The 25,521-nt window shown below is 68.2% G+C and carries 18 protein-coding genes; 9 read left to right on the top strand and 9 right to left on the bottom strand.

Going from position 1 to position 25,521, the window contains the following annotated elements; all coding sequences use genetic code 11:
- Positions 1–545 precede the first annotated feature (545 nt).
- Both AB0K25_RS00355 and AB0K25_RS00350 read left to right on the top strand, forming a co-directional pair.
- Positions 546–6,413, top strand: a complete 5,868-nt coding sequence (locus AB0K25_RS00355; protein ID WP_363817332.1) for an RHS repeat-associated core domain-containing protein — start codon at positions 546–548, stop codon at positions 6,411–6,413.
- A 12-nt stretch (positions 6,414–6,425) separates the two neighbouring features.
- Complete coding sequence (locus AB0K25_RS00350) at positions 6,426–6,947, top strand: hypothetical protein (protein WP_363817329.1); 522 nt, start codon at positions 6,426–6,428, stop codon at positions 6,945–6,947.
- Between the two features lie 417 nt (positions 6,948–7,364).
- Here the strand turns inward: AB0K25_RS00350 and AB0K25_RS00345 are convergent, their stop codons facing one another.
- Positions 7,365–8,234, bottom strand: a complete 870-nt coding sequence (locus tag AB0K25_RS00345) for a site-specific integrase (protein ID WP_363817326.1) — start codon at positions 8,232–8,234, stop codon at positions 7,365–7,367.
- A 290-nt stretch (positions 8,235–8,524) separates the two neighbouring features.
- On the opposite strand from AB0K25_RS00345, the gene AB0K25_RS00340 reads away from it, so the two are divergent.
- Complete coding sequence (locus tag AB0K25_RS00340; protein WP_363817323.1) at positions 8,525–11,212, top strand: AAA family ATPase; 2,688 nt, start codon at positions 8,525–8,527, stop codon at positions 11,210–11,212.
- A 61-nt stretch (positions 11,213–11,273) separates the two neighbouring features.
- Here AB0K25_RS00340 and AB0K25_RS00335 read toward each other — a convergent pair whose 3' ends face one another.
- The 3 genes from AB0K25_RS00335 to AB0K25_RS00325 form a co-directional block, all read right to left on the bottom strand.
- Complete coding sequence (locus AB0K25_RS00335; RefSeq protein WP_363817320.1) at positions 11,274–11,927, bottom strand: SRPBCC family protein; 654 nt, start codon at positions 11,925–11,927, stop codon at positions 11,274–11,276.
- A gap of 44 nt (positions 11,928–11,971) precedes the next feature.
- Positions 11,972–12,469, bottom strand: a complete 498-nt coding sequence (locus AB0K25_RS00330) for an SRPBCC family protein (RefSeq protein ID WP_363817317.1) — start codon at positions 12,467–12,469, stop codon at positions 11,972–11,974.
- A 116-nt stretch (positions 12,470–12,585) separates the two neighbouring features.
- Positions 12,586–13,530, bottom strand: a complete 945-nt coding sequence (locus AB0K25_RS00325; RefSeq protein ID WP_363817314.1) for a helix-turn-helix transcriptional regulator — start codon at positions 13,528–13,530, stop codon at positions 12,586–12,588.
- Between the two features lie 119 nt (positions 13,531–13,649).
- Here AB0K25_RS00325 and AB0K25_RS00320 point away from each other — a divergent pair, with 119 nt between their 5' ends.
- Positions 13,650–14,099 carry a VOC family protein gene (locus AB0K25_RS00320; RefSeq protein WP_357538282.1) on the top strand — a complete coding sequence of 150 codons (450 nt, stop codon included), beginning with the start codon at positions 13,650–13,652 and terminating at the stop codon, positions 14,097–14,099.
- Positions 14,100–14,390: 291 nt separating this feature from the next.
- Here AB0K25_RS00320 and AB0K25_RS00315 read toward each other — a convergent pair whose 3' ends face one another.
- The 4 genes from AB0K25_RS00315 to AB0K25_RS00300 all read right to left on the bottom strand — a co-directional run bounded on the left by AB0K25_RS00315 (position 14,391) and on the right by AB0K25_RS00300 (position 18,818).
- On the bottom strand, positions 14,391–14,870 hold the full coding sequence (locus tag AB0K25_RS00315) for a GNAT family N-acetyltransferase (RefSeq protein ID WP_219465231.1): 480 nt from the start codon (positions 14,868–14,870) through the stop codon (positions 14,391–14,393).
- Positions 14,871–15,059: 189 nt separating this feature from the next.
- Positions 15,060–15,200, bottom strand: coding sequence for a hypothetical protein (locus AB0K25_RS00310; protein WP_208564995.1), 141 nt, complete (start codon positions 15,198–15,200; stop codon positions 15,060–15,062).
- 357 nt (positions 15,201–15,557) lie between these two features.
- Positions 15,558–18,068 carry an FtsX-like permease family protein gene (locus AB0K25_RS00305; RefSeq protein ID WP_363817309.1) on the bottom strand — a complete coding sequence of 837 codons (2,511 nt, stop codon included), beginning with the start codon at positions 18,066–18,068 and terminating at the stop codon, positions 15,558–15,560.
- A 3-nt stretch (positions 18,069–18,071) separates the two neighbouring features.
- A complete protein-coding gene (locus AB0K25_RS00300) occupies positions 18,072–18,818 on the bottom strand; it encodes an ABC transporter ATP-binding protein (protein WP_363817306.1) in 747 nt (248 codons plus the stop codon).
- A 368-nt stretch (positions 18,819–19,186) separates the two neighbouring features.
- On the opposite strand from AB0K25_RS00300, the gene AB0K25_RS00295 reads away from it, so the two are divergent.
- The 5 genes from AB0K25_RS00295 to AB0K25_RS00275 all read left to right on the top strand — a co-directional run bounded on the left by AB0K25_RS00295 (position 19,187) and on the right by AB0K25_RS00275 (position 24,921).
- Positions 19,187–20,449, top strand: coding sequence for a serine hydrolase domain-containing protein (locus tag AB0K25_RS00295; protein WP_363817303.1), 1,263 nt, complete (start codon positions 19,187–19,189; stop codon positions 20,447–20,449).
- 99 nt (positions 20,450–20,548) lie between these two features.
- Complete coding sequence (locus tag AB0K25_RS00290) at positions 20,549–21,241, top strand: VanZ family protein (RefSeq protein WP_357538275.1); 693 nt, start codon at positions 20,549–20,551, stop codon at positions 21,239–21,241.
- Positions 21,242–21,291: 50 nt separating this feature from the next.
- The gene (locus tag AB0K25_RS00285) at positions 21,292–21,987 is read left to right on the top strand and encodes a response regulator transcription factor (protein WP_363817300.1); all 696 of its coding nucleotides are present in this window, start codon (positions 21,292–21,294) and stop codon (positions 21,985–21,987) included.
- Entirely contained in the window at positions 21,980–23,104 is a 1,125-nt protein-coding gene (locus tag AB0K25_RS00280) for a HAMP domain-containing sensor histidine kinase (protein ID WP_363817297.1), read from the top strand. Before AB0K25_RS00285 ends, AB0K25_RS00280 begins: the two co-directional genes overlap by 8 nt.
- A gap of 206 nt (positions 23,105–23,310) precedes the next feature.
- Positions 23,311–24,921, top strand: a complete 1,611-nt coding sequence (locus AB0K25_RS00275; protein ID WP_363817294.1) for a cellulase family glycosylhydrolase — start codon at positions 23,311–23,313, stop codon at positions 24,919–24,921.
- A 51-nt stretch (positions 24,922–24,972) separates the two neighbouring features.
- Here AB0K25_RS00275 and AB0K25_RS00270 read toward each other — a convergent pair whose 3' ends face one another.
- On the bottom strand, positions 24,973–25,296 hold the full coding sequence (locus tag AB0K25_RS00270) for a DnaK-like suppressor protein (RefSeq protein ID WP_363817291.1): 324 nt from the start codon (positions 25,294–25,296) through the stop codon (positions 24,973–24,975).
- Positions 25,297–25,521: the final 225 nt, after the last annotated feature.

Raw genomic sequence — 25,521 nt, 5'->3', positions numbered from 1 at the left:
TGACGATCAGGGATAGCCTCGGGGAGCATACGATGGACTCGACTCGCCCACTCCGCCGATTCCGTGGACTCGGTAGAACCCGCATGGTCATAGCAGCCGCAATCGCAGCGCTGATGGCCGCGACGCTCATTGGTGCACCGACGCCGGCTGCGGGCGCGACGCGCTATCAGCCACCGGCACCGCAGAAGGTGCCGACCGTTCCAGTGGCTCCTGTGGTACCCAGCACACCGGGACCACGAGCGGTGATGCCCGACGCGGGCCGTCAGCCCGCACCGGTGTGGCCCGCAGCGGGGACCGCAGAGGTCGACATCGCCGGGAGGACCTTCACGCCTGTCACGGCAGGAGCACTGCCAGTTCGGGTCGCCTCGGCGTCCTCGCCCGCGGTGTCCGCGACCGGCCGAACACTCGCTCCTGCCACGACCCCAACCCGGGTCCGGGTGGAGTTGCTAAGCCGGGCAGCCACCGAGAAGGCGGGGGTCCGTGGGCTCCTGCTCAGGGTAGGCCGAGCCGACGGTGCTGCAAGCGCGGGCAGCCTACAGCTGACGGTGAACTACGGGGCATTCGCGTCTGCCTACGGCGGCGACTGGGCGTCGCGGCTGCGTATGGTGTGGATGACGGCCTGCGCCCCCGAACAGGCGGAGGCACAGGCATGTGCAGGCACCCCACTGCAGTCAACTAACAACCTGAGGACGCACGACGTGTCGGCGGCGGTGCCGGTGTCCGGGACCAGCGTCTTGGTGGCGTTGACGGCCGGCGACTCCAGCGCCGCGGGTGACTACAAGGCCACCTCGCTCCAGCCGTCGTCGACTTGGAGCGCTGGCGGGAACTCCGGGGCGTTCACCTGGTCGTACCCCATGCGGGTACCGCCGTCGCTCGGCGGGCCGGCACCGACCCTGGCGCTTTCGTACTCCTCGCAATCCGTGGACGGCCGGCAAGCGGCCAGCAACAACCAGCCCTCCTGGGCAGGCGAGGGCTTCGAGGCTAACCCCGGCGGGTTCATCGAGCGGCGATACGTCGGCTGCGGCCAGGACATGGAAGGTTCGGCCAATAACAGCAAGAAGACCAGTGACCTGTGCTGGGAGACCAGCAACGCCACGCTCTCCCTCGGTGGACACTCCGGCGAGCTGATCTACAACGAGACCGAGGACCGTTGGCACCTGCGGTCGGACGACGGTTCGCGAATCGCGCACAAGACCGGCGCGAGTAATGGCGACAACAACGGCGAGCACTGGGTGGTCACCACCACCGATGGCACCCAGTACTGGTTCGGGCTAAACCAGTTGCCCGGCTGGGTCTCCGACAAACCGGTGACAAACTCCACCCTCACTGCCCCGGTGTTCGGCAACGAACCGAATGAGCCGTGCCACGCCGACGCGTTCATCGACTCCGACTGCACACAGGCCTGGCGGTGGAACCTCGACTATGTGGTGGACGTCCACGGTAACTCCGCCTCGTACTGGTACGTCAAGGAGACCAACAAGTACGGCCGTAACCTCGACGCCGACGACACCGCTTCGTACGACCGGGCCGGCTATCTCGACCACATCTCCTATGGCACCCGGCGTAACGACGAGATTGACTCGGTGCTGAGCACCCCGGCACCCGCGCAGGTGGTCTTCGGGGTTGCCGACCGCTGTCTGTCCGACTGCACCACCCATGACGCCGCGCACTGGCCCGACACTCCTTGGGACCAGCAGTGCACCGGCTCCAACTGCGGCACCGTGTACTCGCCCACCTTCTGGACCAAGAAGCGGCTGGCGTCGGTGACCACCCAGATTCGCTCCGGCGGGGTCTACTCCGACGTGGAGCGCTGGACACTGACCCACACGTTCCCGGACCCCGGTGACGGCACCCGCGCCGGCCTGTGGCTGTCCAAGATCTCCCACGCCGGCCTAGTCGGCACGACCACCACTGTCCCGGATATCGAGTTCACCGGGGTGCAACTGGCCAACCGGGTGGACACGATCGACTTCGCGGCGGCGATGAACTGGTGGCGAATCGCCAAGATCCAGAACGAGACCGGCGGCACCATCAACGTCACCTACTCGGGCCCGGACTGCGTGGCCGGCCATACTCCGACGGCAGAAACCAACACCAAGCGCTGCTACCCGTCGGTCTGGACTCCAGAGGGCTACGCCAACCCGGTGACCGACTGGTTCCACAAGTATGTGGTGACCACCGTCTACGAGCAGGACAACACCGGGGGGACGCCACCGCAGGGCAGCCCTCGCACGGTGTACAAGTACTCCTACCTCGACGGCGCGGCCTGGCACTACAGCGACGACGACGGCCTAATCGAGAAGAAGTACAAGACCTGGTCGAGCTTCCGTGGCTACGGCCGGGTCGGAGTGACCACCGGCGACCCGGGAGAGCAGACCTACACCGAAACCCGCTACTTCCGAGGCATGGACGGAGACAGGGCGGCCCCCTCGGGTGGCACCAAGACAGTCACCATCGACGGGTTCACCGACGCAGACTGGTACGCCGGCATGACCCGCGAAGCCAAGACGCTCAACGGTCCGAATGGGGCGGTAGTCTCCCGCGAGACCAACGATCCATGGGGCTCTGCCGCGACCGCCACCCGCACCATCAACGGTGACACAGTGACAGCGCGCTTCGCTCGAACCACCACGACCCGCAAATACACCGCCCTGGACAACGGACGTGGTGAGCGCGCCACCAAGACCACGACCAGCTTCGACTCCCTCGGCATGCCCACGAAGATCGACGACTTCGGCCATGACGGAGTCGCTGGCGACGAGCAGTGCAAGAAGATCGACTACGAACCCCGAAACACCACAAAATGGCTCGTGGACAAGGTGCAACGCACACAGACGTACGCAGTTCAGTGCTCGGCCACCACGCCCACCACGGCCCTCGCAGACGCAGACGTCATCTCCGAGGAACGGACAAGCTTCGACGAACAGACCTTCGGCGCCGCACCCACCCGCGGTCTTGCAACGAAGACCGAGAAAATGGTTGCCTGGAACGCGGGCGCGCCGACTTTCGCAACGGTTTCGCGGGGCACCTTCGACGAGAACGGGCGAGTGACTGCGGCCTGGGATGCGTTGAACGCAAAGACCACCACGGAGTACACCCCCACCACCGGAGGCCCGGTGACCGCAACCACTGTCACCAACCCATTGCTGCACGTGGCCTCGACGACGGTGAACCCGGCATGGGGCAACAACGCCGCGATCATCGACCCCAACAACAAGCGGACCGACCTCGCCTACGACGGCCTGGGCCGGCTGACCGCAGTGTGGCTCCCCGGCCGGGATAAGGCGACCCAGACGGCCACCGCCACCTTCAACTATCTGATCCGCAACAACGCCGCCACTGTGGTATCGACCTCCCGGCTGAACCCGGCCGGTGCCTACAACACGATGTACGCCCTGTACGACGGCCTGCTCCGCCCACGGCAGACCCAGACGCCATCACCTTCCGGCGGCCGGCTGCTCACGGACACCTTCTACGACACTGCCGGTCGAGAGGTGAAGGCGTTCGGCAGCTACCACGCAACCGGGACGGCCGGCACGACGCTGGACACCGCCACCGATCGGGCATTCGTACCGAATCAGAGTCGAACGATCTTCGACGGCGCGGGACGCCCAACCGCGTCGGTCTTCCAACCCTACGACGCGGAACGCTGGCGGACGTCCGTCTACTACGCCGGTGACCGCGCCGACGTGACCCCACCCGCAGGTGGCACCGCCACCTCCAAACTCACCGACGCGCTCGGCCGGACCGTCTCGGTGCGCCAATACCACGGCGCGAGCCCGACGCCAGATGCGGTCGGCTCCTGGGACACCACGTCCTACGCCTACACCCGCAAGGGCCAACTCGCCAGCGTCACCGATGCCATGAATAACCAGTGGCTCTACGAGTACGACCTGCAGAGCCGTCGCACTAAGCAGACCGATCCCGACACCGGTGTCACTACCCTCACCTATGACGCGGGGGACCGTCTCACCTCATCCACCGACGCCCGCTCCAAGAAGCTGGCTTACCTCTACGACGCACTGGGCCGTAAACGGGCGGTGTACGACAACGCAGTCGGTGGCACAATGCGGGCAAAGTGGGACTACGACACCCTCGCCAAGGGGCGCCTGTCTCAGTCGACCCGGTTCGTCGGCACCGCCGCCTACCAGACCAAGATTATCAGCTACAACGACCAGTATCAGCCAAATGGGATCCAGGTGGTGATCCCGCCCGCGGAGAGTAACCTGGCCGGCACCTACACTTTCTCCAACACCTATAACGTCGACGGCAGCGTCGCTTCGACCGGTCTGCCGTCCACCGGGGGTGACTTGCCAGCCGAGACCCTGTCCTACACCTACGACACGCTGGGTCAGCCGACCACGATGACCTCGCTGTACGGCGCGGCAACCTTGTCCTATGTGGTGGGCACTACGTACAACGCTCTTGGCGAGCTCAACCAACTCACACTCGACACCGACAACACTGCTGGCGGGCGGGTGTTGCAAGCTTTCACCCATGAACTCGAGACAGGACGGTTGACCGGAGTCCGGGTTGATCGGGACACGGTCGCCCCGAACACGCTGTCCGACATCCGCTACACGTACGACAAGGCTGGCAACATCACCAAGGCGATGGACGCCGCACCGGACCCGGTCGACGACACCCAGTGCTTCAGATACGACCACCTTCGCCGTCTCAGGCACGCCTGGACCCCGACCAACAGCGATTGCGACGCCGATCCGGTGGCTACCTCCCTTGGCGGCCCGGCACCGTACTGGCACTCCTGGTCATTCGACCTCGTGGGCAACCGCGAAACCCAGATAGCGCACACTACATCCGGCAACACCACCACAACCTACGAATACCCCGCTGCCCAAGCATCGCGGCCCCATGCGTTGTCGACTACCACGACTGGCTCGATAACGCAGAACTACCGGTACGACGAGTCGGGCAACACAACCTGTCGGCCCACCGGGACGGCCGCGAATACCTGCCCGAGTGGCACCGGCTCTCAGGTGCTCACCTGGGATCCCGAGGGGCACCTCGAAACCAGCACCGACTCGACAGGCACCACCACCAACATCTACGACGCGGACGGCAACCGACTCGTACGCCGCGACCCGACCGGCAAGACCCTCTACCTGCCCGGCCAGGAACTGCGATACGCCACCAGCACCGGAACCACCACCTGCACCCGCTACTACGCCTACGGCGGGTCCACGGTCGCCTCCCGCACCAGCGCAGGACTAACTTGGCTAGCCGCCGATCACCAGGGCACCCCGAACGTCTCCGTCAGCGCCACCGCCGCACAGACAGCCACCGTCCGCCGCCAGAATCCCTACGGCAACCCGCGCGGGGGCAGCCCGACCTGGGCCAACGACAAGGGCTTCGTCGGCGGCACGAAGGACAATACCGGGCTAACCCACCTTGGCGCCCGGGAGTACGACCCGGCCATCGGCCGGTTCGTCTCCGTCGACCCGGTCTTCGACCAGCAGAACCCGCAGTCCTGGACCGGCTACGGCTACACCAGCGGCTCGCCGATCACCTTCAGCGACCCGAGCGGACTGAAACAGTGCGTCGACACCTGCGACGGTGCAGGCGAGGGAGGCGGCACCCCGGCCCAAGACGAATGCTACAACTACACCGGCAATGCCCAGCGCCACTGCGAGGAGCACCAGGGCGGCGGGCAGAACACGAGCGCCGGGCAAGCCACCGGTGGCACGGGGTCCGGCAACAACCCCTCGGCCAACCTGCCGACCATTCCACCGGAGAGGGCGCGGCAACTTGACAACTACATCCGGATGGTGATCGACCAGAACCCGGACACCTGGAACATCCCCGGCTCGTATGCCTACAACGCCATCATGGTCCGTATCAAGCATGCCCTGTTCGGGACCCCTAGCTTCAAGGACTACTGGGAGGCGCTGGACCAGACAGTTGTCTCCACCGTCGTGGCCACCGTCGGCGCAGTTCTCTGCGCCGAAACCGGCCCAGCCTGCCTGCTCGCCGCTGGGGCGATCGCCGGCATCGCCGGCCAGTGCATGGATGACTGCGAGGACACCCAAGCCGTAGCCCTGGCAGCGGTTTTCTCGGCTGCTACCGGGGGTGGCGCACGCGTCACGCCCGGTCGAAACTTCAAGTCGCATTTCCTCAATCACAAGACGTTGTTGCAGGGGGTAACTGGAAATAGATATACGACGCTTGCGAAAGGTGGGCCCATGTTTCTAGACGATTTGTCGATGATGGTGGAGAGTGGTGATCTCGCATTCGCGGGCTGGGGTACACTGAAGCAGGGTCAGCCCGCCGCGAAGATATATCGCGGACAGGGTCTAACGCTTGTCACTACAGCCGAAAACCAATTCTGGACTCTCCTCAGAACAGGGGAAGGTCTAGATAAGGCAATCGTGATGCTGCCTGGGCCGCCTGGATAGAAGGGAGTTCTGGTGAACGAGTGCGAGGGTACTGGTCTTGGCTGGGTTGCTGAGATGGTCAAGCGGCATTCGATGATGGAGGCCGTTTTTGTCCCAGCATTCGTGGATCTCGACACATCGCCGAGACAGGTGAAGCTCTTTCCAAGGAGCGTTTTCGTTGAGTCTACCCGCGGGTTCCTGGCCATGAACATCGATGAGAAGTCGGGCCAGATTCAACTAGCGGATAGCCATACTCTGGTGACCCCCCCAGCTCTGGGCGCCGAGCCATCGCTCGAACCAGTATTCGCAGATCTATCGCTTAACTATCTCTCTGAAATAACCCCATTGCGATGTTTGGGCATCGTTCTGCACTTTGACGTCGACTCCAGCGGTTCTGAAAATCGGTTCAGAGCCGTTGAGCTTCGTTTCGCCGATGATCGAATCTTGCTCTTCGATCCATTCTGGCCTTCGGGGATAAGAATTGGAGGCAAATTTGAGGCTGTCCGACTTCGCAAGGAAATCACCGCCGGCCAAATTGTTGCGATAGAGATTTGAGTGAGGTGATCTCAGCAGCGTGAGGTTTGATTGGTGCGACACGGGTGAAGGCCGTGATTCGGGCGGCAGTGGAAAACAGGCGTGGAGCCATCGATAGGCATGTCCTTGCGAGAGGAACACGCCTCACCGGGGCCTGTTGTGCGAGGTCGCGCGCCGCGAGCGGCGGTGTGGGTGGTGATCAGGGGTGCTCGGTGGGTGCTCGTACGTCGGGGAACTGACCCGGACGCACCGCTACGCGCACGGACCCGGCAGGAAGCGCGAGGTCCGCCAATCCATCGACGCATAGGGATTCTTCCCATGTGCAGGGCGTGGACCTGGGGGAACGCGGCTGGACGTGGATGGACTAGGGGGTTGCGGTCGGACGAGTTTGGGGTAGAGTGGTCTTTGTAGAATTACGTTCTCTCGGCTTCCTGCGGATCAGAAGGTTAGGGGTTCGAGTCCCTTCGGGCGCACAAGATCATGAGGGGTCTGACCTGCCGAAACGGCGGTCAGACCCTTCTTGCTTTTCGGCCTGTGTGGATGGTGGGTGTCACGTGGGTGCGATGTGGGTGCCACCCTTGATTTTGAGTTCTTCTCGCGCTTTGCGGTTCTGGCCTGTGGCTTCGCCGCCGTGCCGGGGGCGCTGGGGATCGGAGCGCCTGTTTTCGGTCGGCGGGTGGGTCGATTCTCTCGGGCTTTGTTCTTGATCTTTTTCCGGGTGCGGCGGGCTGCGGCGAGGACGAGGTGGGCGGTGGCGTCGGCACAGTGCCGTTGTACGTCGGGTAGGACGCTGGTGTAGGTGTCGGCGGTGATCACGATGCTGGAGTGGCCGAGCAGATCTTGGAGGGTCTTCAGGTCGGCGCCGGCCTGGTGGGCGAGGGACGCGGCGCCGTGGCGCAGGTCGTGCAGCCGTACCGGGGGCAGTCCGGCGCGTTGGACGAGTTTGCGGAACCGGGTCGTGGCGTAGTTCGGGTTGATCGGCAGGCCGTCGGCGCGGGTGAACACATACGCGGTGTCGGTCCATGCCTTGCCGTTCTCGGCGGCTGCGGTCTTCTGGTCGAGTTGGCGGCGACGGTGTGCGCGCAGGACCTGGACGGTGCGTTTGTCGAGGGCGACGGCGCGGCGGCCGGCGGGGGTCTTGGGGTCGCCTTCGACGATGGCGTAACCGGCGGTGGTGCGGTTGCGCTCGATGGTGAGCACGCCCTGGTCGAGGTCGACGCCGGTCCATCGCAGTCCGCACATCTCGCCGCGGCGCAGGCCGCGCAGGGCCGTGAGCCACCAGAATGCGAACAGTGAGTCGTCGGTCACGCCGCCGAGGAACTCGGCGAGTTGGTCGGCGGTCCAGACCGCCACCGGTGGCCGGTCACCGGTGCGTTCCCATTGTTCGACGCGGGCGTCGGTCCATACCTTCGCATGGGGTTGCTGGTAGCCGCTGACCTCGATGTGTCGGGCCGGGTTGCCGTCGATCAGCCCCTCGCGGACGGCGAGGTTGAGCGCGGCGCGCAGCGTGGTGCGCAGGTCATGCCGCCCGCGCCGAATATTGATCGGCGTGGCCGGCGTTAAGGTTGCGACGAGGACGACATCGGGATGGGGTGTGAATGCGATTCGTCGCCCGGCAGTCGGAGTTGCGCGAGCTCGGCGCGCTCGCGGCGGCCGCGGCGGGTGGGCGCGGAGGTGCGACGCTTATCGTCGGCGAGGCGGGCATCGGCAAGTCGACTCTTGTCCAGGCCGCGGTCGAGTCGCTCGACGGCTGGCGGGTGCTGCGCGCGAGCGGCGTCGAGTTCGAAAGTGAGCTGCCCTACGCGGCGCTGCACCACCTCTGTGCTCCGGTACTGGAGTACCGCCGCGAGCTCCCGGCGCCTCAGCGGCTCGCACTGGAGACGGTGTTCGGGCTCGGCGCAGGTGCCGCACCGAGTCCCATGCTGGTCGGCCTGGCTGTACTGAGCCTTCTGGGCGCTGCGGCGCAGGACGTTGCGGTGTGTTGCGTGCTCGATGACTCGCAGTGGAGTGATGAAGCGTCGCGGCAGGCGCTGGCGTTCGTCGCGCGCCGTGTCGGTGCCGATCGGGTCGCAATGGTGTTCGTCGCGCGGGAAGTCGCTTCTGTCCCGGAGCTCGATCGTCTTCCTCGGCTCGCCGTTGCCGGACTTGCGGCCAGCGAAGCCCTTGACCTGCTGCGATTGTCAGCGTTATCCAATCTTGACGGCCCGGTACTGGAACGGATTGTCGCCGAGGCGGGTAGCAATCCGCTCGCGCTGGTGGAGTTCGCTCGGGACGCGGATCCGTTGGGTCTGCCGAACGTGGTGACCGGTGGCGTGCAAGGCGCGTTGGAGGCGCAGTTCACCCGTCGGATCCTGCGGTTGCCGGCGCGGACCCGGTTGGTTTCGGTGCTCGCTGCGGCGGAACCCTTGGGCGACATCGTGCTGCTACGCCGCGCCATGACGGTTCTTGGGCTGGACGCTGCCGATCTCACTCCGGTTGTGGAGGAGGGCCTGGTTGTCGCCGGTCCCCGCTTGTACTTCCGGCATCCATTGGCTCGTTCCGCGGTGTACCGGTCGGCCGATGCCCGGACACGCCGGCAGGTACACGCGGCGCTGGCCGAGGCGACCAGTGTCGATACGGATGCGGACCGTCGCACGTGGCACCGAGCCAAAGCGGTCGCCGTTCCTAACGAGTCGATAGCGGCGGAGTTGGAGCGGTCGGCTGTGCGCGCGCACGAACGTGGGGGCTTCGCCGGGGCATCGGCGTTCTTGGAACGCTCCGCTCAGCTGACGCCGGACGCTTCGCGGCGGGCAGGTCGGTTGTTGTCGGCCGCTCGAGCGCGGTTGCAGTCCGGGGCGCCCGAAGCCGCGCGGGAACTGGTGAATCAGGCGCGGCTCGGCCGGCCTGGAACGGCTGACAGCGCTGAGCTGCGCCTCCTGGATGCGATGATCGACTACCACGTGTCCCGCAGTATCCCGGCGACGCTCGCACTTGCCGACGCGGCCGAGGGTCTCGATCCCGACCGAGCCCGCGAAACCTACCTGGAGGCGTTCGCCTCCCTGATGTTCAGCATCGATGAGCCTGGCCGGCTGCGCCGTCTCGCCCTACGCATCCAGGAGCGGCTACCGCGACGGCGTCCGCCCCGCGCCGTTGACCTTCTACTTGACGCCCTGCTTGCCCAGAACCTGCTGCCCGTCGACGAGGCGGCACCCGCGATGCGCCGCGCGGTCGAGGCGTTTCAGGATCAGACCCGGGGGTTTGATGCGAATCCGTGGTGGATGGAGCGCGCCTGCGTGCTGAGCGCCGACCTCTGCGACGAGGTCGCGATGGAGCAGCTGACCGACCGTCAGGTCGAACTTGCCCGGGCACAGGGAGCCTATGCGATTCTGCCGCATGCGCTGCGTTTTCAGGCGGCAGCCAGGGTCATGGTCGGCCGGATTGATGATGCGGCCGCCAGCATCATCGAGGCACGCGCGGTCGACGAGGCGGCGGGCACGACCAATCTCCTCGGCTCGGACCTGACACTCGCCGCCTGGCGTGGTGACACTGAACGGTTCCGCGAGGTTCGGGAGGCGTTGCGCGACTGGGCCGGTGTGGAGTTCACCGCTGTCTTCTACGCGACCGGCGTGCTGCACAACGGGCTCGGCGGCTACGAGGACGCGCTCGACGCGTTGCTGGTCGCGCGAGATCGGCAGCAGCATGGTTCGTACGTCGTCTCCGCGTTCCACAGTGAACTCGTCGAGGCCGCCGTGCGTGCCCGCCGGCCGGAGGAGGGCAAGGTCTCAGCCGCCTGGCTTGAGGATCTCGCGCGCGCCAGCCCCACCTCGTGGGCGGTCGGCGCGCACCTGCTCGCGCGAGCGCTGCTCGAACCGGGCCTGGGCGCTCACGAGCTGTACGTCGGCGCGATCGACCGGTTCGCCCAAACCCGGGTACGTGGGCACTACGCGCGGGCTCGCCTGCTGCATGGGGAGTGGCTACGCAGCGTGGGCCGTCGTGCCGAGGCGCGGGTGGAGCTGCGTGCCGCGCACGAGTTGCTGAAGACGGTCGGCGCGCGGGCCTTCGCCGACCGGGCCGCGCGGGAGCTGGCGGCCATCGGTGAGCATCCGGGGGTGGACGAGACCGACCCGCTCAACGCACTGACGGAGCGGGAGCTGCTTGTCGCTCGCAGGGTCGCGTCCGGGGCGGGCACCAAGGAGGTGGCCGCGCTGCTGTTCGTCAGTCCTCGCACGGTCGATGCCCACCTGCGCAACATCTATCGAAAGCTGGAGATAACGTCGCGACGCCAGCTCCGGGAGCTTCAGCTGTAGCGGAGACGGCTGGCCCCGCCACCGCGGGCCGGTGGCGGGGCATCGGGGGTTTTCAGCGTTGTCAGCGGCGGTGCCGGTCGCAGTCTCGTTCAGCCGTGGTCTTCAGGTCTCGTAGCCACACCTCGAGACCTGCCCCGAGCGCGGCGGTGGCGAATTCGACGTCCGCTTCGACCTGGCGACCGCGCCAGGTTTCCTCGGTACGCACGAGAACCCGGCCCCCGACCTCGGTGAAGGTCCAGACGTGGACTCCCTCGTCGATACGCAGTCCTTCGCCGACCGCTGGACCGCTCCACCGCACGCACTTCTGCCGCTGAAGCTGGTGGACGGTGGAGGTGACCACGAGAGTGGTGGCGGGGTTGAGGTGTGTCTCCTGCACCGGAGTCGTCCACCGGAACGACGAGCCGGCGCGAAGCGGACCGGAGTCGAGACGCCTGCTGGTCAGGACCGGCGGTTGCCAGGACGGCCAACGCTCGACATCGGTCTGCAGCTTCCAGACCGTCCGGAGCGATGCGTTGATGACGGCTTCGGTGCGGTAGCGGATCTTGGCGTTCGGGTCGACGCTCTCCCCCGCGCAACGTGGTGCTCCGGAGTTGGCGCCGCTGCTCTGAGTGGAGGCGTGCGCCGACGTGGCCAGGACCCCCAGAATGGTGGTCATGGCGAGCGAGGCCGCCAGCATGCGCTTGATACCCGGCCAAGTTGGAGGGAAGACGGTCAAAGCTGTTCCTCTCACTGGGTTCGTCGCACGATGAAGGGTTGTCGCTATCCGGCGGCGTCCGCTTCGGCGGTGTCCTTGAGCCTTTGCAACCAGGTGACCAGACTCTCGTCCAGAGCTGCCTGGATGGGGCCAGGATCGGCGTCGACTGGCGGGCCCGCGAAGGACTCCTCGGTGGACACGATCAGCCCGCGGTCGCCAGGAGCCAGGTTCCAGACGTGGACGCCCAGGATGCCGTCCGGTCCGTTGGCGTGTCCGGACCAGACCAGGCGCTCGTAGGGCCGTACCTCGGCGATGGTCGAGACGATGTCCAGCCCAGATGCGGACCACCGGAACACCGATCCCGACCCGAGCGGCCCCGGGGTTTCCACCCGCGCGTACGGAAGCTCCGGCAGCCACGTCGTCCACGCGTCAATGTCGGTGAGAACGCGCCACACGATCTCAGCCGACGCCTGCACCGTGACCCTGTGTCGACTGATCACCGGTGCCGTCTCGTCGATCCTCAAACCTTCGTTTGCCGCGCCGATGACCTGCCCGTTCTCCATCGCGCTACCTCTCTACGGTGAGCGGCGGCCCGCTGGCCGCCACCGTTTCGCGGGGCTGACCCCGCACAACGGAGACGATCCTGCCAAGGCGCACGCCTCGCCCGCATCGGCAAGGATTACCTACTCCTGGTGTGGCCCCTCTCCCCCTGGCGCGGTGGCCAGCTTTCGCCGCAGGCCGCCACAGCGGACGGGTTCGCGGCCGGAGCACGCCCCGGCGTGCCAGGTTGATCGGGGCGAAGAGCCATTTCCTGGACACCGATAGTGGCCAACAGGTCCAGTTTGCTTCGGGCGTCAGTGCCCGGTCGCGCCGTCAGCACCACGACCCGCAGATCGCTGTCCTGCGTCGGAAGAATGTTGGCGTCCAGGGCGATCTCACCAACCTCCGGATGGACAGCAGTCTTGTGCGCGCTTTCGTGAGCCGCGACGGTCGGACTCGCCCACAGTTCGCGGAACCGCGCAGTGCGGCTCAGCCGATCGATCAACGATGCGACATCGGGATCGTCCGGGTATCGGCCGGTGGTGGTCCGCAGGTCCGCGACGAGGGACTGCTCGAACCACACCCGTTCCGCCGCGGTCTGTCGGACCCGGGCGTTCCGCCGTTCGAACTGGGTGATCATGGCGTTCCGGTCCTCAACGCTGGCTCGGCACGGGTCACCCCAGGTCGCCGCGAACAAGAGGTTCCAGTGCAGCAACTGCCAGGCGGCGTCGTACACGGCCAGAGGGCTGGCGCTGAGCTGGTCGGCGACCCGGCGCACACTGATCGGGATCAACCTGGGAATGCGATCCGGGTTGGCGGTATGCCCGGCCAGACGCAGCAGGTGGGCCTGCTCCTCGTCGTTCAACTGCAACGCGCGAGCCAACGCCGAACACACCTGAGCCGACGGGGTCTTCGCTCGGCCCTGCTCGAGCTGCGCGACGTACTCGGCCGAGACGCCCGCCAGCATCGCCAGCTCACCGCGGCGCAGTCCGACGACCCGCCGCGGTGTGTGGTGGACCAGCCCGACGGTGGCCGGCTCCAGTCGGTCTCGCCAGGCGCGGAGCGCGGCACCAAGGTGGTTCATCCTCTTCATGATCCCCATCCGGTTGCCCCGTGTCCTGGTACCAGCAGTACGAGGAAGATCTCTGACTCTCTCGGAACGTATCGGTGTAGGAGCATCGATGGATGCTCAAAGTGACGCGAATGAACCACATCGGCGTGCCCGTCAGCGACCTCGACCGGTCGGTGCGGTGGTACGAAGATGTTCTCGGGGTCGCCGCTAACGGCGTGACCATTTCGGCCGACAACGCTGCGCTCGGCGCCGTGGTGGAAGTGGAGAACCCCGCGATGCGAGCGGTGTTCTCGCTCGCCGGAGACAACGTCCTGCTGGAACTGATCCAGTATGACCGGCCGGTGCCGAAGCCGTTCGAGGGCCGCAACTGCGACGTTGGGGTGATGCATCTCTGCTTCGAGGTCGACGACATGGACGCGGCGGTACGCCACCTGAGGGAGCGCGGCGTCCACCTCAACGCTGACCCGGTGATATTGGCCAGCGGTGACGGAATCCACGCTGGTGAGCTCGCCGGCACCAAGATCCTGTACCTGCGTGACCCGGACGGCATCCAGTTGGAGCTCTTCGAACTCCCTCGGTGACCACACGGTGCGCTACTCAGCCACGGGTAGGGCGACCGCCGCAGGCTCGGGAACGCCCCGAACCCGATCCAGGGATCGAGGGTTGGCTACGGCCCTCGCACCGACCCTGATCCGGCCCGGTCGGGCGCACGCACGGGTCTGCTGCACCGATGGTGACATCACGGTGTCGAACTGTTCAGCAGCTTTACGCGGTACGTCAGGACGACGCCTCGACGCTGTTGGTGGGACGTCCTGGTACGCCCCGACGGGTGGTCGTCTCCGGACCCGTTTGGCGTCCTTGCACCTGCAGCCCTACATCTGGTCCCGGCGTAGTTGCAGGGCGGGGTGGCGTGGTGGTGCGAATCCGAGGGTTCGGTAGAGGCGTTCGCCGCCCGGGGTGGCGTTGAGGTCGACCACGCTGACCGTGGTGTCGTCGGCGAACCAGCGCAGGAGCGCGTTCAGGCAGTCCCGGGCGTGGCCGCGTCCGCGTGCGTGGGGCACGGTGCTGATGTTGAAGACGTGACCGCGTAGCCCTCCTGGATTGCCGGGTCCCGGCGCGTGCCGGTCGCAGAGGCCGGAGGCGTTGCTGACGATGCCGTGTTCGGGGTCTTCGATCACGAAGGCGGCGAACGTCTGCGGATCGCTCAGCGAACGGGTGAACCAGTCCAGGGCGGCGGCCCGCCACGGTGCCGTGGCGTCGCCGACGGGTGCCCCCATCGCCTCCAGCATGGTGACGCGAAGTCGTACCAGCGCAGCCGCGTCGTCGGGGCCGGCCCTACGTGGTCGTGCCATTGTTCGTCCTGCTCCCTGCTCCCTGCGGCTACGCCGAACCGGCCGGCCCGCCGTGGCTGCGGCGGTCGTCCTCCCGGGCAGGCGGTGGAGCGCAGGACGGGCGCGGCTAAGGACGAGGATCTCGTCGTGACCGTGCAGGCCGACCTGGTCTGAAGGGCCCGGTCAGGGCGTACCTGCTTCGAGGGTGGCTCAGCTGCGGTACGCGCGATGCAGGAAGTACAGCCCGGCACCCACACCGCCGAGCAGCAGTGCGGTGCTGCCGACGTGACCCCACCAGTGGTCCAGCAGACCGTCGGCCAGCGTGCCGGAGCGCAGCAGTTCCTCCGTCACGACGGCTGCCGCGAGGACGGCAATCGCAGCGGCGATCCACCCCCGGCGGCCCGTGTTCCTGTCGCTCGTCATAGCTGAGGTCGTCTCCCTGTTTTCGTCTCGACGGTATCGTGCCGCAGCCCGGGCTGGCGGTCCCGGCGGTCCTGGCGGTCCCGGCGGTCCTGGCGGTCCCGGCGGTCCTGGCGGTCCGGGTGCTGTCGGCCTTCCCGGCATCTTCGGCAAGGACGATGAGGGTGGCACCGCTGCGGCCATGTGCTCAGGCCCGTCGTCGCCCTGAGGTCGACGGGCGGGCCCGTGTTGCGGGCCCGCCCGTCGCGCGTGTTCGGCCGATCCGCCCAACCGGCCAGCCGTGGCCGGTTACTCCTTGATGCCGATGCCGGCGACCGGAGGGACGCGGAGCAGTCGGGCAACCGGCAGGATCGTGGTGAACAGCGCCAGCAGCGTCGTGCCGCCGATGATGGACACCCATCCCAGCGTCGGCACGTAGGGCACCAGCTGCCCGGTGAGCGTGTGCACGATCGACACCAGGGTTACGGCGGCGATGGCTCCGCCGATGAGCAGCGAGACGCCGAGCAGGCCGGTCTGTTCCGCGTGGACCATCCGCTTGACCTGCTTGCCGGTGACACCGACCAGGCGCAGCAGGGCCAACTCGCGGCCTCGGGCGAGGGCGGCCATGACCATGGTGTTCGCTGCGGCGAGAGCGGCGTAGCCGACCATGATGCCGATCAGGAGCTTGTTGAGCCAGGCGCTCAGCGCGAGGTCGTCGGCGAGCTGACCGCTGATGTCGGCCGTGCTGGTCACCGAGCTGCCGGGGTACTGGCCGATGACCTCGCCCAACGCGGCGGAGATGTCCTTGCCGGGCTCGGTGCGTACCAGGATCCGCTCGTAGCCGGCGACGGCGGTGTGCCCGGCGACGACGTCCTTGACGACGGTGACAGCGCCGAACGCGAAGCCCCGGTCGTAGATCGCCACGACGCGCAGGTCGGCGGGTGTGCCGTCGCCGAGCCGCACCGTGACCTGGTCGCCCACCCGCCAGCCGCTCGACTCGGCCTGCAGGGTCGACGCTGCCATGGCCGACCCGCGCAGGTCCGCCAGGCTTCCGCTGCGGACCTTGAGGTCCATGGTGAGGTCGACGCCCTCCGGGTCGATCGCCTGCGCATCCGCGCCCTCGACGGCTCCGTCCGGGATGATCGAGGTGTTCCGTACGCCGGTGGCCGCGAGCACACCGGGGATGTCGCGGATCTGCGCCAGCATGGTGTCGGGCAGTCCGGTGGCGGAAACCACGGTCTGCTGGGCCAGCACCCCACCATGGTTCTCGGCGACGATCTGCTTGTCCAGGTTGTCCTGGAGGAACCAGACCGAGCCACCGAAGCCGACGGACAGCACCAGGGCGGTCAGCACCGTGACCGTGCCCTGGGCGTTGGCGCGCAGGTTCGCCGCAGCGAGGTAGCCGCTGTCGCCCCACACCCGCCGCAGCACCGGGGCGAGCAGCCGGGCGGCGGCCCGGTTGATCCACGGCCCGAGCAGAGCCACCGCGAGGACGAACAGACACAGCAGACCCATCGCGGGCCCGAGGGCGGCGGTCCCCTTCGCCGCGCCGGTGAGAGCGATCAGGACGAAGCCGCCGGCCAGGGCGGCGAATCCGGAGATCAGGCGGAGTACGCCGTTGCGGCCGGATTCCACGGCGATCTCACCGAGCGCCTCCGTCGGGCGGATCCGCACCGTCCGACGCGCTGCGAGCAACGCCGCACCGGTCGCCACCGTGACCGTTGCCACCGCCACGGCGATCGCCGCCCAGCCGCCACCGCGAACCGGGAAGGTGTCCGGGATGAACGCCCGGTCCACCAACTCCTGGTTCAGCCAGCGGCTGGCGAGCCAACCGACGGGCACACCGATGACGACCGACAACAGGCTGAGCAGTCCCACCTCGGCGAGGATCAGGCGGGCGACCTGGCCGGGGGTGGCGGCGACGGCGCGCAGCAGGGCGAGGTCACGGCGGCGGTGCCGGACCGCGAGCCCGATGGTGCCCGCCACCACGAACATGACCAGCAGTGCCACGTAGCCGCCGAACACGCTGCCCAGCTGGACCAGCATGAGGGAGGCCGCCTGGTCCGCGGACTGTTCCAGCAGCCCCCGCTCGTCGCCGGCGTAGGCCTTGACGCCGGCTTCGGCGGCCAGCCGGCGCACGTCGGCCACCACGGCCGGGGCGGCACCGGGTTCGGCCAGGACGGCCACCGCGTCGACCTGTCCCAGCCGGGGGTGGATGACCACCGCGTGCGCGTCGGTGAAGAACACCGCGGGTGGTGCGTGCGGGTCGGGCCGGGGGGCCGCGTGGCGGACGAAACCGCTGACCCGGTACGTCCGTGCGCTGCCGTTCACCAGGATCGGCACCTCGTCGCCCGGAGCCACCGAAGCGGCCAGCCGCTCGTCCAGCGCGACCTCGGTGTCGCGGGTGGGTCGGGCACCCTTGGTCAGCTGGTACGGGGTGATGGCGGTGCTGCTCCAGCCGTGGCCGGTGGCGGCACCGTTCGGCAGGATCGCCGGCACCGTCCGGTCGGCGACGACGGTGGCCACCCCCGGCAGTTTCCGGATCTGGTCGACCATCGCGGCCGGGACTGTTCCGCCCTCAGGCAGCGCGACGGTGTTCGTTTCCTTTTCGCCGAGCATGGTGGAGGTGAGGGTGATGTCCCGGTTGGCGACGACGACGTCGGCGGCCGCGTAACGCTGTGGGGCGGCGGTGAAGCGCAGGCCGGACTCCACGAGGACGCCCAGCGACATCAGGATCAGCACCCCGGCGGTCATCGCCAGGAGGGTGGCGGTCGCGCTGCCCTTGCGGTGACGCAGCATCTGTCCGGCCAGTTTCAGCACGGGTCAGCCCTCCTGCGTCAGCTGCGGACGACGCCCGAGCGTCGCGAGGTGCTCGGCGATCCGCTCCGCGCCCGGCTGCGGCATGTCCTGCACGATGCGCCCGTCGGCCAGCACCATCACCCGGTCGGCGTAGGACGCCGCCACCGGGTCGTGGGTGACCATGATGACCGTCTGTCCCGCCTCGTCCACCACCGAGCGCAGCAGGGCCAACACCTCACCGGCGGTCTGGGTGTCCAGCGCGCCGGTCGGTTCGTCACAGAAGATGACCTCCGGCCGGGTGGCCAGTGCCCGGGCGATCGCGACGCGTTGCTGCTGCCCGCCGGACAGTTCCGAAGGGCGGTGGGACAGCCGCTCGGTGAGCCCGACCCGGTTGACGATCTGCTGTATCCAGAGGGGGTCCGCCCGCTTTCCGGAAAGCCGCAACGGCAGCGTGATGTTCTCCTGCACCGTCAACGCTCCGACGAGGTTGAACGCCTGAAAGACGAACCCGATCTCCGATCGCCGCAGTTTGGTCAGTTTTGTCTCCGACAGCTTCGACAGTTCCGTGTCGCCGACCCACACCAGGCCGCTGGTCGGGCGGTCCAGCCCCGCCGCGGTCTGCAGCAACGTGCTCTTGCCCGAGCCGGACGGGCCCATCACCGCCGAGAACGTCCCGCGCTGGAAGGTCGCGTCGACTCCGGCGAGCGCGGTTACCGCCTGCCGATCCCCGCCATAGACCTTGCGCAGTTGCTGGACCCGCACCGCCGCCACCGGCGTCTCTCTCGTAACTGTCGACCCGAATTCGAGTCGTGCGCTATTAACCGACATCGCCGGACTCCCATTTTCGTTGATTTCTTCCGCAGAGAAACCATATTTTTGGGAATCGCCTCCAGCAATCCAGGTGGCGGGCCGACCGAGGTAGCGCTGGCTGTACCGTCAGGGCCCGGTGCCGTCGTCAGGCGATCGGCACGGACCCGTCCGGCGTGCTGTCCGTACGCCGGTCGGGTCACCGGCGCTGTATCGGGGGCGTATCGGAAAACGCATACGCCCCCGCAACGTGCGTGCATCTTGACTACGGCGATGAACCGGAGCGCAGCACTGTCAGCGCATCAATCGTCGACCGGGCAAGGAGCATGATCATGCATTCGGATGCCACACGGGGTGTCGACCGGCGGAGGCTGGTCACCTGGGGTGGGATGGCCGCCGCCGGGCTGGTGGCGGGCTCCCCGCTGGTGGGTGCCGGGCGGGGGCACGCCGCCCCGGCCCGCACCGGCCCGTCCGGGCGCGACCCGGCCCGGCCGGACACCCGGCCCGGCGGGGCCTACGACCGGTACGTGGCGCAGCTGGCCGCCGAGGGCAGGTTCTCCGGCGTGGTGCTGCTGTCCCACCGGGGGCGGACGGTGCTGTCGCGCAGCTACGGCATGGCCGACCGGGAGCGGGGGATCCGCAACCACGAGGGCACCGCGTTCAACCTCTCCTCGGGCAGCCAGCCCTTCCTGTCGGTGGCCATCCTGCAGTTGGTGCAGCAGGGCAGGGTGACGTTGTCCGACCCGGTGGGCACCCACCTGACGGGGCTCGCGGGTCAGATCGCCGAGCGGGTCACCATCCACCACCTGCTCACCAGCACCTCCGGGCTGGACGCCCCGATGCCGGACTGGCAACGCGTCTTCCACAGCCGGGAGGAGGTGCACGACCACCACGAGCAGTGGGCCCGGCAGGCGACGCTGGTGGGGGTTCCGGGTGCCGGGTCCAACGGTCACCTTCCCGGTGGCGGTGTCGGCCTGGCCATGGCCGCGCAGATCGTGGAGGCCGTCTCCGGCATGACGTTCTGGGACTACGTGCACGAGCACGTCTTCGGGCGCTGCGGGATGAGCGGCTCGGCGTTCTACACGAGGGAGCAGTGGCTCACCGACGGGCACATCGCGCACCCGTACCTGCAGCAGGCCGACGGCAGCCAGGTGGATGCCGTCCGCAACCTGGACAAGGGCAGCCTGGACCCCAACATCCTGGGCCGCAATCCGGGTCGGGGCTTCATCGGGTACGCCTCGGGTGACGGCTTCGCCACCGCGCCGGACCTGGTCCGGTTCGCCGAGGCGCTGCGCGACGGTACGTTGCTCGACCGTCCCTACGCCGACCTGTTCGCTGGGGCCAAGCTTCCCGGCCCGGTGCCCACGGCGTACGAGGGGTACACGATGCCGGTCAGCATCGTCAACGGCCAGTGGGTGATCGGCCGGGGCGGCGGGGCCGGTGGTGTCGGCGCGAACTGGAGCATCTACCCGGACACCGGCTGGGTCGGCGTCATCCTCGGCAACAGCGACGGCGTACCCATGTTGGACATCTGCCTGCGGGAGGCCGAGGCGGTCACCGGCGGACCGGTCGGCCCACCCGGCGGTGGTGGCTGAGGGCCGGCCGGACGGTGCGCTCCGTCGGGCCTCGGTGTATCGCGGGCGTATGCGGAATCGGATACGCCGTCGCAACGGGCCGGGGGCTTCGATGGGGGCATGGAACACGGTGCACACCCGTCCGGGGCGTTCCGCCCCACCCGCCGGATCGTGCTCGCCAGCCTGCTCTTCCTCGGGCTGGCGGGCGCGGCGTTCGTCGTACGGCGGCCGCTGCTGATGTCCGCTCCGAGGTGTCTGGCCGGGCGGTGGCAGGGTTGCTACGACACGTTCAACGGGGTGGTGTTCATGACCCTGGTGGGGCTGCCGCTGGCGGCCCTGGTGATGTGGGCGCTGGCGCACTCCCGGCGTGCCGTCGGCGTAGCCCAGGCGTGGCGGACGTCGCTGGCCGAGGTGGGCATGGTCTACGGGACGGTGCCGTTCGTCTGGATGACCCTGATGCCGGGGGCGGCGCCGGGCGTCGGCCCCGGCCGGGTGAGCCTGGTCCCGTTACGGGACCTGGTCACCATGGGCCCGGTCGGTATCGGTGGCAACCTGCTGGTCCTCGCGGCGTTGGGGTTCTTCGCCCCGATGCGGTTCGCGGCGCTCGCCTCGGTGCCACGGATCCTGGCGCTCGGCGTCGGCTGTTCGGTCCTGGTGGAGACCGCCCAGTACGTCCTGTGGCTGGACCGGGTGTCCTCGGTGGACGACGTGCTGGTCAACACCACCGGTGCCGTGCTGGCCGCGCTGGCGTCCCGCCCCTGGTGGCAGGTGCCGTCGGAGCGGCCGGGTCCCACGTCGGTGCCGGTCGGCTGAGGTACGTCCGGGATGTGTCCGTCGAATGTCGCCGACCATAGGCTGCGCGTATGCGGGTACTGATCGTGGAGGACGAGCCCTACCTGGCCGAAGCCGTCCGCGACGGTCTGCGGCTGGAGGCGATCGCCGCCGACGTCGCTCCCGACGGCGACACCGCCCTGGAGTTGCTCGGCGTCAACCACTACGACCTCGCCATCCTCGACCGCGACATCCCCGGCCCCTCCGGCGACGAGGTCGCCCGGCGGGTGGTCGCCTCCGGCAGCGGCATGCCGATCCTCATGCTCACCGCGGCCGACCGGATCGACGACAAGGCATCCGGCTTCCAGTTCGGTGCCGACGACTACCTCACCAAACCGTTCGAACTCCGGGAGCTGGTGCTCCGGCTCCGGGCCCTCGACCGCAGGCGTGGGTACGCCCGGCCCCCGGTCCGCGAGACGGCGGGCCTGCGGGTCGACCCGTTCCGCCGGGAGGTCTTCCGCGACGGACGCCACGTCGCGCTCACCCGCAAGCAGTTCGCCGTGCTGGAGGTCCTCGTCGCCGCCGAGGGTGGGGTGGTCAGCGCCGAGGAACTGCTGGCCCGGGCCTGGGACGAGAACGCCAACCCCTTCACCAACGCCGTGCGCATCACCGTCTCCGCGCTGCGCAAACGGCTGGGCGAACCGTGGATCATCGCCACGGTGCCCGGGGTCGGCTACCGCATCGACACCGCGCCCGGTGCCGGGGGTGGCGGGGCGGACCGTGGATAGGCGGCCCGGTCCGAGCGTCCGCCTCAGGCTGACCCTCAGCTATGCCGGGTTCGTCATGCTGGTCGGTGGCCTGCTGCTGGTCACCGTGTGGGTGTTCCTGCTGCGGTACGTACCCGAGGTGATCGACGACGCCCGACTGCCCGCGCCGGCACCCGACGGTTCCCGTCTCCCCGCCCCCGTGATGTTCGTGCCGAACCGTTCCGACCTGCTCCGTGCCTTCGCCCCGAGAGCAGCCGCAGTGCTGGCCCTGCTGTTGTTCCTCGGCCTGCTGGGCGGGTGGATCCTCGCCGGCCGGATGCTCGCGCCGCTGAACCGCATCACCCACGCCACCCGGATGGCCGCAGGCGGGTCGCTGTCCCACCGGATTCGGCTCGCGGGCCGCGACGACGAGTTCCGGGAGCTCTCCGACGCGTTCGACTCGATGCTCGAACAGCTCGAGTCCCACGTCGCCGAGCAGCAGCGGTTCGCCGCGAACGCGTCCCACGAGCTGCGTACGCCGCTTGCGATCTCCCGGGCGCTCCTCGACGTGGCCCGCCGGGAACCCACCGGTGCGGGGGGCGAACTCATCGAACGACTGCACACCGTCAACCAGCGGGCGATCGACCTCACCGAGGCCCTGCTGCTGCTCAGCCGTGGTGACCGTGGCGCCTTCACCCGCGAGCGCGTCGACCTTTCCCTCCTCGCCGAGGAGGCCGCCGAGACGCTGCTTCCTCTCGCCGAACGGCGTCGGATCACCCTGGACGTCCGCGGTGGGGCGGCACTCACCAGCGGCTCCGCCGAACTCCTGCTGCGGATGGTGACGAACCTCGTGCAGAACGCCATCGTGCACAACCTTCCCGCCGGCGGCACCGTGACGGTCCTGACCGAGGCGTGCGGTGCCACGAGCATGGTGCGGATCGAGAACACGGGCCGGCGGCTCCCACCCGCTCTGGTGTCGACCTTCACCGAACCCTTCCGGCGCGGAACGGAACGCGTGCGCACCGACGAACACGCCGGCGTGGGCCTAGGTCTCGCGATCGTGCACGGCATCGTCCGCGCCCACGGCGGGACGCTCGACCTCGTCCCGCCCCCGCACGGAGGTCTCGTCGTCACGGTCCGGTTGCCCGGCACGCCGTGACGCGCCCCTTCCCCGCGGCCCGGGCGGTGCCCGTCGGACGTCCGCCATGGCCCCTGACGAGCGGCCGTACGGCGACGACCTTGCCTTATTGATGCACATGCATCTATCATTTGGCGGCCCGTCGGCTGCCGGGACAGGCAGTCGAAATATCGTCGAATCGCTTCGACAACCCAGTGTGACTGTGGGCTCGAAGACGGGAGACTCTTGTGAAATCCACCCTCAGGAAGGTGCAGTTCGCCGTGCTCTCCGGCGTCCTGGCGCTGGCCGGCTCCACCGCCGTGCTGACGAGTTCCGCCTCGGCCGACAGCATGGCCCAGGTGAACGCCACCCACCTCGTCGCCGACATGGGGGCGGGCTGGAATCTGGGCAACGCCCTGGAGGCCAACGCCAACGGCATCCCCAGCGAGACGGCCTGGGGTAACCCGGTCGTGACCCAGGCGTTCATCGACCGGGTCAAGGCGGCGGGCTTCAAGACGATCCGCATCCCGGTGTCCTACCTGGGCAACATCGGGTCCGCCCCGAACTACACGATCAACTCCGCCTGGCTCAACCGGATCAAGGAAATCGTCGACTACGCCTACGGCCGCGGCCTGTACGTGCTGATCAACATGCACGGCGACGGCTTCAAGACCGTCAACGGCTCGTGGCTGATCTGCGACTCGTCCAACCAGACGACGATCCGGGACAAGTACCAGAAGGTCTGGCAGCAGATCGCGACCAGGTTCCAGAGCTACAGCGAGCGACTCATCCTCGAATCCATGAACGAGGAGTTCGACGGGCAGTACGGCAATCCCACCCAGCCGTGCTACGCGAACATCAACGCCTACAACCAGATCTTCGTGGACACGGTCCGCCGCACCGGCGGGAACAACACCTCCCGCTGGCTGCTCGTCCCCGGCTGGAACACCAACATCGACTACACCGTGGGCAACTACGGCTTCACGCTGCCGACGGACCAGTACCGGTCGTCGTCCGTGCCCGCCAACGAGCAGCGGCTGATGATCTCGGTGCACTACTACGACCCCTGGGACTTCGCCGGTGAGGAGAACGGCACCATCACGCAGTGGGGGCCGAACGCCACCACTCCGTCCCGGAAGTCGACCTGGGGTCAGCAGGACCACATGGACGGGCAGCTGAAGAAGGTGCGCGACACCTTCGTCTCGCGTGGTTACCCGGTCTTCGTCGGTGAGTACGGCTCGGTCGACAAGACGTCGGCCGACCCGACGAACAACAGGTACCGCGCGGACTACGCGCGCACCCTGGTGGCCGCCGCCAGGAAGTACGGCGCGGCCACCGCCTACTGGGACAACGGCTACAACGGGGCGTACGGGTTCGGGCTGTTCAACCGCAGCAACGCCACGGTCACCCAGCAGGGCATCATCGACGCCATCATGAGCGCCGTCGGCGGCACCACCCCGACGACGCCGCCGCCCACCACCCCACCCCCCACCACGACCCCGCCTCCGCCGACCACCACCCCGCCGCCGCCCACCACGACCCCACCGCCGTCGACCGGGCGGTCCTGTGCGGCGTCGTACACGGTGACCGGTCAGTGGCAGGGTGGCTTCCAGGCCGAGGTGCGGGTGACCGCCGGCAGTTCGGCGATCAACGGTTGGACGGTGACCTGGACGTTCGGGAACGGGCAGCAGGTGACGCAGGCGTGGAGCGCGACGTTGACCACCAGCGGCTCGACCGTCACCGCCCGCAACGTCGGCTACAACGGGGCGCTGGGTGCCGGTGGCAGCACGACCTTCGGTTTCCTCGGATCGTCGGGTGCCGTCAACGGCGTACCGGCGTTGTCCTGCGCGGCGAGCTGAGCAGGCCGTGAGCCGACGGGCCGGGCGTCACGGACGCCCGGCCCGTCGGTCCTACGCACACGAGATGTGGCGGGCGGACGGCCGCACGGGGGGTCGTTCCGCACCGATCGGCTGCTGGCAGCGCTCGCAGCTCCCGTAGGTCTCCGCCGCCAGCCTGAGCAGGGCGTCGTCGACCTCGGCGATCCGCGCCCGCGTCGCGGCGAGCAGCACGATCAGCTGGGCGCGTTCGAAGCCGACGGTGGCACCCTCGGGATCGTGTTCGTCGTCGGCGTTCGAATCCCGCGATGCCGCGAACAGCGCCTCCAGATCCCGCGCCAGCGTCGCCGCCTCGACCTCCGCACCCGCCCGTAACCGCAGCAGCGCCTCCCGGATCATCTGCCCAGGTTGGTGCCGGACGTGGCGGTCGTACGGCTCCCGGTGGGCGGGCGTGCACCGAGGTCTCCGACGCCGGGATCGGCCGGCCGGTTGGGCAGCACCACGCCGACGGTCAGGCTCCCGCCGACATCGACACACCCGTCGACCTGCGGACCGGCGTAGGGATCTCGGCGCGGTGCAATGGTGGCAAAGTTCCGATTATAGTGGCGGCGGTTTCGTCAATGT

The sequence above is a fragment of the Micromonospora sp. NPDC049257 genome (genome assembly GCF_040678915.1).
Classification (GTDB): Bacteria; Actinomycetota; Actinomycetes; order Mycobacteriales; family Micromonosporaceae; genus Micromonospora; species Micromonospora antibiotica.
The sequence above is the reverse complement of the archived record's forward strand: the minus strand, read 5'-3'. Positions and strand labels throughout refer to the sequence as shown.